The organism is Sulfuricaulis sp., from assembly GCF_040901545.1.
Classification (GTDB): Bacteria; Pseudomonadota; Gammaproteobacteria; order Acidiferrobacterales; family Sulfurifustaceae; genus Sulfuricaulis.
Window position 1 is genome coordinate 1 of record NZ_JBBDYL010000005.1, and the last position, 9,758, is coordinate 9,758.

The 9,758-nt window shown below is 59.7% G+C and carries 8 protein-coding genes; 5 read left to right on the plus strand and 3 right to left on the minus strand.

What is annotated here, in order from left to right:
• Window positions 1-232: 232 nt before the first annotated feature.
• Entirely contained in the window at window positions 233-1,402 is a 1,170-nt protein-coding gene (locus WD823_RS01085; protein WP_368427635.1) for a glycerol-3-phosphate dehydrogenase/oxidase, read from the minus strand.
• Complete coding sequence (locus WD823_RS01090) at window positions 1,402-2,148, minus strand: glycerophosphodiester phosphodiesterase family protein (RefSeq protein WP_368427636.1); 747 nt, start codon at window positions 2,146-2,148, stop codon at window positions 1,402-1,404. Before WD823_RS01090 ends, WD823_RS01085 begins: the two co-directional genes overlap by 1 nt.
• A gap of 77 nt (window positions 2,149-2,225) precedes the next feature.
• Here WD823_RS01090 and WD823_RS01095 point away from each other — a divergent pair, with 77 nt between their 5' ends.
• Entirely contained in the window at window positions 2,226-3,218 is a 993-nt protein-coding gene (locus WD823_RS01095; RefSeq protein ID WP_368427637.1) for a YbgA family protein, read from the plus strand.
• 13 nt (window positions 3,219-3,231) lie between these two features.
• A complete protein-coding gene (locus WD823_RS01100; RefSeq protein ID WP_368427638.1) occupies window positions 3,232-4,104 on the plus strand; it encodes a DMT family transporter in 873 nt (290 codons plus the stop codon).
• Window positions 4,105-4,222: 118 nt separating this feature from the next.
• On the opposite strand, the gene WD823_RS01105 is transcribed toward WD823_RS01100, so the two are convergent.
• The gene (locus WD823_RS01105) at window positions 4,223-4,516 is read right to left on the minus strand and encodes a hypothetical protein (RefSeq protein WP_368427639.1); all 294 of its coding nucleotides are present in this window, start codon (window positions 4,514-4,516) and stop codon (window positions 4,223-4,225) included.
• A gap of 233 nt (window positions 4,517-4,749) precedes the next feature.
• Here WD823_RS01105 and WD823_RS01110 point away from each other — a divergent pair, with 233 nt between their 5' ends.
• From WD823_RS01110 to WD823_RS01120, 3 genes are all read left to right on the plus strand, one after another.
• The gene (locus WD823_RS01110) at window positions 4,750-6,495 is read left to right on the plus strand and encodes a sensor histidine kinase (protein WP_368427640.1); all 1,746 of its coding nucleotides are present in this window, start codon (window positions 4,750-4,752) and stop codon (window positions 6,493-6,495) included.
• The gene (locus tag WD823_RS01115) at window positions 6,492-7,886 is read left to right on the plus strand and encodes a sigma-54-dependent transcriptional regulator (protein ID WP_368427641.1); all 1,395 of its coding nucleotides are present in this window, start codon (window positions 6,492-6,494) and stop codon (window positions 7,884-7,886) included. The genes WD823_RS01110 and WD823_RS01115 overlap by 4 nt, the downstream gene beginning before the upstream one ends.
• Window positions 7,887-8,003: 117 nt before the next feature.
• Window positions 8,004-9,758 (plus strand): HAD-IC family P-type ATPase (locus WD823_RS01120; protein WP_368427642.1); only part of this gene is annotated, 1,755 nt, incomplete at its 3' end.

Genomic DNA, 9,758 nt, shown 5'->3' on the forward strand with positions numbered 1-9,758 from the left:
CCCCGTTCATTCCTGCACCCCGTTCATTCCTGCACCCCGTTCATTCCTGCACCCCGTTCATTCCTGCACCCCTGTTTGGCGCTCACGCGTTATTTATTTTACCGACATTCTGTGAAAGATGGGGACATCTGACAAGCGATTTCCGTCCGAAGGAAAAAAGTGTTTTTGCAGCAATGAGTTTCACAAGGATACCGATGCTATTTGGTAGATCGGAAAAGAGAATATTGGCCAGTCACGGCAATAAACTGACAGCCGCCGTGTCGGCGATGGGCGGGCGCGCGGGCAGCGATGTTTTGAGCAGGCGGATCACTTTGGCGGCCGTGGCCCGGTATCCCGTGAGTTTGCCCCCGTAAATCGTGACAAGCCGCACCTGCTTTGGATCGTCCGGATGCAGGACGGTCTCGCGTGAGCGGTGAAACACCGGTCCTGGCTCGCGGGGCAGCACGCGCAGCCCGGCAAAACTGTCCAGCAAGCGGTTGTGCCGATCAGGAAAATAACGCGCGACAATTTCTTGTAAATAACCGATTTCGTCCGCGCGCGGTTGCGCTCCCGCCGGGTTACCCGCAAAGGGGGTTTCAGTGGTACCGACCAGCGTTTGACCCTGCCAGGGCATGACAAATACCGCGCGGCGGTCACGGGGTGCCTCGAGGTAATACACGCCGCGGCGGGTTTCTCCTTCAACGACGATGTGCGCCCCCTGAACAAGATCCACCGGAACAATCGGCGGTCGCGGCGTCACCCGCTCAAGGGTGAGGTTCACCCACGGACCGGCCGCGTTGACCAGCGTACGCGCATGACAGGTGATCTCGTTATTGTTCCAGAGATAGCGGATTTCATATCCGTTGCTGTTGCGACTCGCCGATTGAAAATCGGCCGGGCAGTGCAGTGTCCCCCCCAGTTTCTGCGCCGAGCGTACCACCGCCTGCGTCAGCAGAGCGTCATCGGTGTGTGCATCCTCATAGCGAAACACCTTCTGCAGTTGGCGGGTATCGAGCCCGTCGAGTTCGTTCCATTGCGCTCGCGGAATGGTTTCAAAACGCGCACCGCGGGAAAGTCCGCCAAGCACCGCGTAGAGGATCAGCCCCGCGCGTATCGTCAGGGGCCGACGCTGAGTAAAAGTGTAAACCGGGATAAAAAACGCCACGGGCTGCACCAGTTCGGGCGCGATTCGCAACAGAATTTCCCGTTCATGCAGCGATTCGCGCACAAGTCCGAACTGGGCGCTTTCCAGGTAACGCAACCCGCCGTGAATCAGTTTGCTCGATCGGCTGGAGGTGCCGCTGCCGACGCCTTTCCGCTCCAGCAGCAGGGTGGAGTATCCTGCGGCGGCCGCGGCCTGGGCGACGCCCGCCCCGTGAATCCCGCCGCCGATGACCACCGTCTCGTAGCTGTCGGTTGACATCAGGGAGCAGCCGACAGGCGCGCCAAACCCTGCACCATCTCGCCGATGGCGAAGGTTTCGATAAAATCCGCGCCGCGCGCGGCCAGGTCCAGCGCCACGACCGGATCCGCCACTTCGAAGATGACAAGTTGGGCGCCTTCGAAACGGATCATGCCATTCCGCGGTAATCCACCGGAATCGCAGAAAAGATACCGCGGGCCGATCTCGACAACACGTTTCTGGTTTCGTTCTTCCCAGTTATCGATGACCACGCCCAGCTCGGCGAAGCCGTGCCGGCGCGCGACCCACAACGCATCCAGCGCGTAAGAAATCAAAATGCATTGCGCTAGCACCGGGTTAAGCGCGGCCCGAACGAGGTCCAGAGTAGTTTCAGTGCTGAAGTATTCGAGACTGGCGCGCTTGAGCTCGATAAAGCATTTGACACCGGTATGACGGCTGAGAAACAGCCCAAGTTCCGACAGCCGTGTGAGGTGCACGTCCCGGAAGCGGTCGCCGAATTTTTCGCGTTCGCTGGCCCGCAACATCCAGAGTTCGTCATGGCTATAATCGCGAATTCGGCCATCCACGCCACAGATACGCCGCAGCCCGCGATCGTGAAACAGCACCGGCACCCGGTCACGGGAAATTTGAACATCCACTTCGACGAAACGGGCGCCCGCCGCGACGGCGGCCTCGATGCCGATCAGCGTGTTCTCGGGATAGTGGCGGGGGTAACCCCGGTGGGCGACAAGCTGGGGGATCATCATAAGTCGTACTTTAACATTCCTGGTTTAAAAGACATCGCGGCGGACAAATTGCAGCAACACGCAAGGTCTGCATTAGAATGTCGGTATCGATCGAACCGGTTTATTCGAACATCACGAACGTGCGCAGCTCTCGAATCCGCCTTGGCATCAGCAGTTGTCTGCTGGGTCAGAAAGTACGTTTTGACGGGAACCACAAGCAGGACAGTTATCTTAGCGAAACGCTCGGGATGTATTTTGAATGGGTCCCCGTCTGTCCCGAAGTCGCCATCGGCTTGGGTGTCCCGCGCCCGCCGATCCGGCTGGTGGGATCGCCCGAGTCGCCGCGCGCTATCGGCGTGAAAGACGGCTCCCTCGATGTGACCGACAAACTCGCTACCTACGGAAGACGACAGGCTCGCCAGCTAGTCGACCTGAGCGGTTACGTCTTCAAGGGCAACTCGCCGAGTTGCGGAATCGAGCGCGTAAAGATCTATCAGCGCACCGGTATCCCCGCCAAGAACGGGCGGGGAATCTACGCCGAGGCGTTTCTCGCCGTTCGGCCATGGCTCCCGGCGGAAGAAGAGGACCGGCTCGGTGACCCCCGTTTGCGGGAAAATTTCATTGAGCGCGTGTTTGCCTACCGGCGCTGGCAGGACCTGGTGGCGAGCGGTCTGACCGCCAGCCGCTTGGTGGATTTTCACACGCGCCATAAATTGGCCCTCATGGCCCACGACGTCGAGTCCTATCGTGCCCTGGGTCGTCTCGTGGCACGGGCCGGAAGCAGGACCCCAAACGAGCTGCGGCATGACTATATCAGCCGCTTCATGACGGCAATGAAGCGTCTGGCAACGCCGGCGCGACATGCCAATGTAATGATGCATCTGATGGGATATTTGAAAAAAGAGCTGGATGCCATCGACAAGGCTGAACTGCTGGAGTTGATCCATGCCTATCGACAAGGCGTATTGCCCCTGGCGTCGCCGCTGACACTGCTCAAACATCACTTCCGGCGTTACCCGGATCCCTATATCGCACGTCAGACTTATCTGCATCCCGATCCGCGGGAATGGCTGCTGCGCACCGGCGGCTGAGCGCTTACTTACTGTGCAGACGGACAATCTTAAACGCGGGGCAACCCTGATGATCGCCTCGGGCCTGTTGTTTGCCACGATGGGGGGCATCATCAAATACATTTCCGCCCATTTGCCAAACGAAATGGTGGTTTTCTTCCGCAGTTTTCTGGGGCTGTTGGTGCTGTTTCCGTGGGTATGGCAGCGCGGGTTCGGTCAACTGAAGACGCAAAAACTGCAGGGACACCTGTTGCGTGGACTGGCCGGTTTGACGGCGATGTATTGTTATTTCTATTCGATCGCCCACATGTCTCTGGCCGAAGCCACGCTGCTCAATTACGCTTCGCCGCTGTTTGTTCCTTTCATCTCGGTTTTGTGGCTGGGAGAGAAAATTTCCGGTCGTTTATGGGTGACCATCGCCATTGGTTTTTTGGGTATCTTGTTGATACTGAAACCGGGCATGGCCCTGTTTGAACCGGTATCGCTCATCGGCGTGGCCTCGGGATTTTTCGCGGCCCTGGCCGTGGTCAGCGTGCGTCGCCTCACGAGCAGCGAGCCCACTTTGCGCATCGTTTTTTATTTCAGCGCCGTGTGCACCGTGGTATCCGCCGTGCCGCTCATCTGGCGCTGGCAGGCACCGGAACCCGGTCTCTGGATATCGTTGCTGGCCGTGGGGGTGCTCGCGAGCATGGCCCAATCGTTGCTCACGCGCGCCTATTCCTGCGCCGCGGCCGCTCAGGTCGGGCCATTTACGTACTCCACGGTGGTATTCGCGGCCATGGTGGGCGGCCTATTCTGGGGGGAAATCCTGGATATATTTTCTTTTGCCGGTGCGTTGCTGGTTTGTCTGGCGGGAATACTCACCATTCGCTTGGCCGGTCAGCGTGTGCTCACCGTGGGGAAATAGCACTCTCTGGCTAAGTCCGAAGAACTGTCAGGGTGTTGTCGTCACAATCCCCGCGCACCGTTCCTTAAAAAAAGCGCCCCGGTTCGGGGCGCTTTTTGTACTGCGAGAATAAAAACTATTATTTCGCCGGTTGAGCAGGCGTTGCCGGTGTGGCCGGGGCCGCTTTCTTCTCGGTGGACTTCTTCTTCATTGCCTTCTTCTCCGGGCATGTCACTTCTTTACCATTAACGGTTACGACATCGCCGGCTTTCTTGTCTTTGCAAGCCTTGATTACGGCTTTGTCAGCTTTTTGTTCCTTCTTCATATCCGTTTTGCCTGCCGGCATCTCGTGCTTCATAGCGCTGGCGACATTTACCAAACCAAACAGCAGGACAAAGGTCAGGGCAAACAGGGTGGTTAGCGGCTTTTTCATAATTAACGTAGCTCCTTAAAGGTTTAGTTTTATGATCACTGATGCCGATAGACGGTGGAATTACCGAAAAACATTCGTCATCGGCCTGCATTCAATTGCAATCGCTGTGCCATGTGTTATGGGCATGGAATCGAATTCTAATCAATTGGTTATAGATATCTCCGCAACTGCGTTATGCTTGTTTTTTGTAGCGAGCATCATTATTTGTGGCTTGCAACATTTTGAGTAAATTTATGCCCTCGCGCCATTTCAAACTGGGACGCCTCCAATTCCGGATCCTGCTGGTTATTTCCATCATTGTGATTGTGCCCATGCTGGTGGCCGGTTGGCTGGCTGCCGAGTGGGTATCCATCAGTTTTGAAAACCGCCTCCAGCAGTGGATCGTGGACGCGGCCCGTGCGAATCAGAACTGGTTGCAGGCGTATCAAAATGACGCCAGCATGCTGGGACGCGTGCTGGTGGACGATCCCGCGTTTATCGACGATCTCGAGCGCGATCCGGAAGCGGCGATCCCGTTTCAAATACGGCGTATCTCCCAGGAACTGAGCATCAACCTCATACAGCTCTATTCAGCGGACAAGAAACTGTTGTATTCCTCGCTGCCGGTAGCGGTAAGCCCCCTGTGGGAACGCGGTCAGACTGAAGCCGTACTCAAGGTCGTGCGCAAGCAGAAAACCATGTTGGCCGCTGTCGGCATCACGCCGGTTCCGCGCGTTGGCAAGCCACGGTATTACCTCGTGCTGGGCAGTTTGCTCGGGGAGAATTTCATGACGGAGTTGGCGCAGCTGACGGGTCTGGATGCGCGCCTCTATTACCGCGAGGGAAAAAAATATTACGACCTGTTTTCCTCGCCGGGTCAGATTACCACTTTGAAGGATCTCCCGAAGCAGGCTTTTTTTACCATCGAGAAAGAGAAAAAATCCTATTACAGCCAGGAAGCGGAAGGAGGCGCGTACCGCGGGCTGTATACGCCTATTGTCGATCCCACGGGTCGCGTCGAAGCGATCATGTTCAGCGGGCTCGAACGGAGGGGTTTCCAGGAAGTGTTGACCAACCGTATCGCCCTGTTTCTTCTCATCTCGCTGTTAGGGATTATCATCGGTGTCCTGGCGGGATTTTTACTCTCCCGACTGGTCGTCCGCCCCCTGCAGTATCTCCGCAATGGTGTCATGCAACTCGCCGGGCATAACTTTAATGCCAACGTGCCGATTAATTCGAATGACGAACTGGGCGACCTGGCCAAGGCATTCAATGCCATGGCGGCACGCCTGCGCGACACGCGTGACGAGCAGACGCAGCGGTTTCAGAAGGACAAGCTTGCCGCCATGGGCGAGATGTCGGCTGCGCTGGCGCACGAGATCCGTAACCCCCTCGGCGTCATCAATGCTTCGGCGGCATTGCTCGACAAACCGGGAAACGATCCCGGCCGGAGCGCGGAGCTCACGCGCATGATCCGTGAAGAAAGCCTGCGCGTGTCGAACCTGGTGCAGGATTTCTTGCAGCTATCGCGCCATCGCCAACCCGTTTTCGCCGTTGTTGACCCGACTCAACCCATGGAACGGGCGCTCGAGATGGTGCTCGCGGGCGTGGATCCGGTAACGGTGCATAAGAAATTCAATCACGATGGCGTAAAAATCATGGCTGATCCGGGCCTGCTGCTCCAGGCATGGAGCAATATCTTCACGAACTCGATCCAGGCCATGGATGGAAAAGACCGTGAAATCAGGCTTTTTTCCGAAGTGGCCGCCGGACAGATCGTGCTTTCGGTCCAGGACAACGGGCCAGGCGTGGCCGCGGAAATCATGCCGCGTTTGTTCGAGCCGTTTTTCACGACCAAGGATCAGGGAACGGGTCTTGGTCTTTCCATCGCCTACACCCTGGCGGAGGCTAACGGAGGCCGACTCGAGGCCATGCCTCCGGAGCGCGGTGGCGCACGGTTTGTCATGCGATTCCCGGTTTATAGCGAGGCTACGTCATGAAACGCACGATTCTGGTGGTCGACGATGAGCAGAACATGCAGGCGGTCATCCGCATGGTTCTGGAGGGCGCCGGTCATCAGGTGCTGGTCGCGGATAGTGGCGAGGCGGCACTCGCGGACGTGCATAATCCCAATCTCGACGTGGTGTTGTCCGATCTCAAGATGCCGGGAATGGGCGGTGAAGAATTCGTCATCAACTGTCGCAAGGAACGCCCGGATGTGCCGGTCATCATCATAACGGCCCACGGCACGATTCGCTCCGCTGTAAAAAGCATCCATGATGGCGCGGCGGATTATCTTACCAAGCCCTTCGAACCGGAGCAGCTCGAAATCGCGGTGCACAATGCGATCAAGTTGCGCGATATTCTGAGAGAGAATGAGCAGCTCAAAGCGGCGGTGAGCGAGTCGCTCGGCGCGCAACGCATGATCGGCGAGAGCCACGCCGCCAAATTAATGCTTGAGGAAATTCGACGCGTTGCGCCATACAAGACCAGTGTATTGATCACGGGGGAGTCGGGCAGCGGCAAGGAACTGGTCGCGCGCACGATTCACGACCTTTCACCCCGACGCAACCGTCCCTGGGTGGCCATCAACTGCTCCGCGATACCGCGCGACCTCATGGAGTCGGAGATCTTTGGCTATGTCAAGGGTGCGTTCACCGGTGCCGCCCAGAAACGCCTTGGCCGACTTGAACAGGCCCAGGGTGGAACGTTCTTTTTTGATGAAATCGGCGATCTCGACATGTCGCTGCAGTCGAAATTGTTGCGTGTGTTGCAGGAGCGTGAATTCTCCCCCGTGGGATCGGATCAGGTGCGCCCCGTTGACGTTCGGTTCCTGACCGCGACCAATCGTGACCTGAAAGAGCTCGTGCGCGAAGGGAAGTTTCGTGAAGACCTGCTTTATCGTTTGGATGTCTACAGCATCGTCGTCCCGCCTTTACGCCAGCGGCGCGAGGACATTCCGTTATTGGCAAAAACTTTTTTGCAAGAGCTTGCCGCCGAAATGGACAAACAGGTGTCTGAATTTGCCCCCGCGGCGCTCGAGGTATTGCAGCGCTACCGATGGCCCGGAAACATCCGCGAGCTGCGAAACACCGTGGAACGATCGTTGCTGTCTTGCCGGGGACGGGCGATCGAAGTGGACGATCTGCCGATGACGATCATGGCGCGTACCGGGGCGGGCAACAGCGGTGAAAGATTCTCGCCAAAAAAAACCGGCGATAAAAATCTGGATCACTGGCTGGAAGAAGTCGAACGCGGGGCGATCCGGGAAGCGTTATCGCAGTGTCATGGGGTGCAGGCCCGCGCCGCCAAACACCTGGGGATTTCGGAGCGCAGCCTGTGGCACCGCATCAAGAAACTCAATATACAGATCAACCGCGTGGTCAACTGATTCCGCCGCACGTCCGCCGGGTTGGCCCGGCACACATCCTGGGTTAAGGTTGGGTCGCGACGAAAAATTTTTCCGGCTTGCCGCGTCATGGAGCAGATGATCCCGCCAACGGTCTGAATGACATCAACCACCGAAACCACCGACAACGCCATTGCGCCCCACGGTATCGACGCCGTAACGGCGTTGGCGCGGTTTGAGACCTCCGAGACCGGATTGAGCGGAGAGCAGGCACGTCTGCGCCTCGATCGCCACGGACCCAATCTCCTGACTGAACGCAAGCGTCGCGGGCCGTTCGTGCGCTTCCTGCTGCAATTCCACAACGTGCTGATCTACGTATTGCTCGCGGCCGCGGGCGTGACCGCGCTGCTCGGCCACTGGGTGGACACCGGGGTGATCGTGGGCGTGGTCGTGATCAACGCCATCGTCGGTTTTATCCAGGAGGGCAAGGCGGAACGCGCGCTCGAGGCGATCCGGCGCATGTTGTCGCTGCGTTCGCTGGTGTTGCGCGACGGGCGTTCGATCACGATTCCCGCCGAGGAGATCGTCCCTGGCGACGTGGTCCAGATCCACTCTGGCGACCGCGTGCCGGCGGACCTGCGCCTGATCCGGGTGAAGAACCTGCGTGTCGACGAGGCCTCGCTCACCGGCGAGTCGATGCCGGTGGAGAAGGCGATCGCGCCGGTCGCGGACGAGGTCGCGCTCGGCGACCGCCGTTGCATGGCCTACTCCGGCACCTTCGTGAGCTACGGCCAGGCCACCGGGCTGGTGGTGGCCACGGGCGACGCCACCGAGCTCGGGCGCATCTCCGAGCTGCTCGCCGGAGTCGAGCGGATCGAGACGCCGCTGTTGAGGAAGCTCGCGGTGTTCGGTCGTTGGCTGAGCCTGGCGATCATGGCGCTCGCGGCGCTGACCTTCGCCCTCGGCACGGGCCTGCGCGGCTACGCCGCCGCCGACATGTTCCTGGCCGCGGTCGGGCTCGCGGTCGCGGCCATTCCCGAGGGCTTGCCGGCGATCATCACCATCACGCTCGCCATGGGCGTGCAGCGCATGGCGCGGCGCAACGCCATCGTGCGCGTGCTGCCGGCGGTCGAGGCCCTGGGGAGCGTGACCTGTATCGGTTCGGACAAGACCGGCACGCTCACGCGCAACGAGATGACGGTGCAGTCGGTGGTCACCGCCGATGGCATTTACGAATTGACCGGCGTGGGTTACGAGCCGCGCGGCGAGCTCACGCGGGACGGCACGGCGGTGGACCCCGAGCAGTGCCCCGAACTGCTGGAGCTGCTGCGCGCCGGGCTGCTGTGCAACGACGCCGGCCTGCGCGAACACGACGGTCAGTGGCTGATCGACGGCGACCCAACCGAGGGCGCGCTGGTGGTGGCGGCGCGCAAGGCCGGCCTCGAGGCACGACGGGAGACCGAACAGCGCCCGCGCACCGACGTGATCCCGTTCGAATCCGAACACCGCTTCATGGCCACGCTGCATCATGATCATGCTGGCCACGGTTTCGTATACGTCAAGGGCGCGCCCGAGCGCGTGCTCGAGATGTGCGTGCACGAGCGCGAGGCCGGCGAGGACCGACCGCTACGCCGCGGCCGCTGGGAGCGCCTGATTGGGCAACTGGCGGAGCGCGGGAGCCGCGTGCTCGCGGTCGCCTTCCGGCCGGCCGGCGACGAACACCGCGCGCTGCACTTCGAGGACGTGGACGGCGGGCTCACGCTGCTCGGCCTGTTCGGCATGGTGGATCCGCCGCGCGAGGAGGCGATCCGCGCCGTCGCCGAATGCCACGCCGCCGGCATCCGGGTGAAGATGATCACCGGCGACCACGCCGCCACCGCCGTCGCCATCGCCGCCCGGCTCGACATCGGCGAC

Coding starts and splice junctions, on each gene's coding strand:
- WD823_RS01095 (WP_368427637.1), top strand. CDS start 2,226: ATGTCGGTATCGATCGAACCGGTTTATTCGAACATCACGAACGTGCGC.
- WD823_RS01085 (WP_368427635.1), bottom strand. CDS start 1,402: ATGTCAACCGACAGCTACGAGACGGTGGTCATCGGCGGCGGGATTCAC.
- WD823_RS01110 (WP_368427640.1), top strand. CDS start 4,750: ATGCCCTCGCGCCATTTCAAACTGGGACGCCTCCAATTCCGGATCCTG.
- WD823_RS01115 (WP_368427641.1), top strand. CDS start 6,492: ATGAAACGCACGATTCTGGTGGTCGACGATGAGCAGAACATGCAGGCG.
- WD823_RS01105 (WP_368427639.1), bottom strand. CDS start 4,516: ATGAAAAAGCCGCTAACCACCCTGTTTGCCCTGACCTTTGTCCTGCTG.
- WD823_RS01090 (WP_368427636.1), bottom strand. CDS start 2,148: ATGATGATCCCCCAGCTTGTCGCCCACCGGGGTTACCCCCGCCACTAT.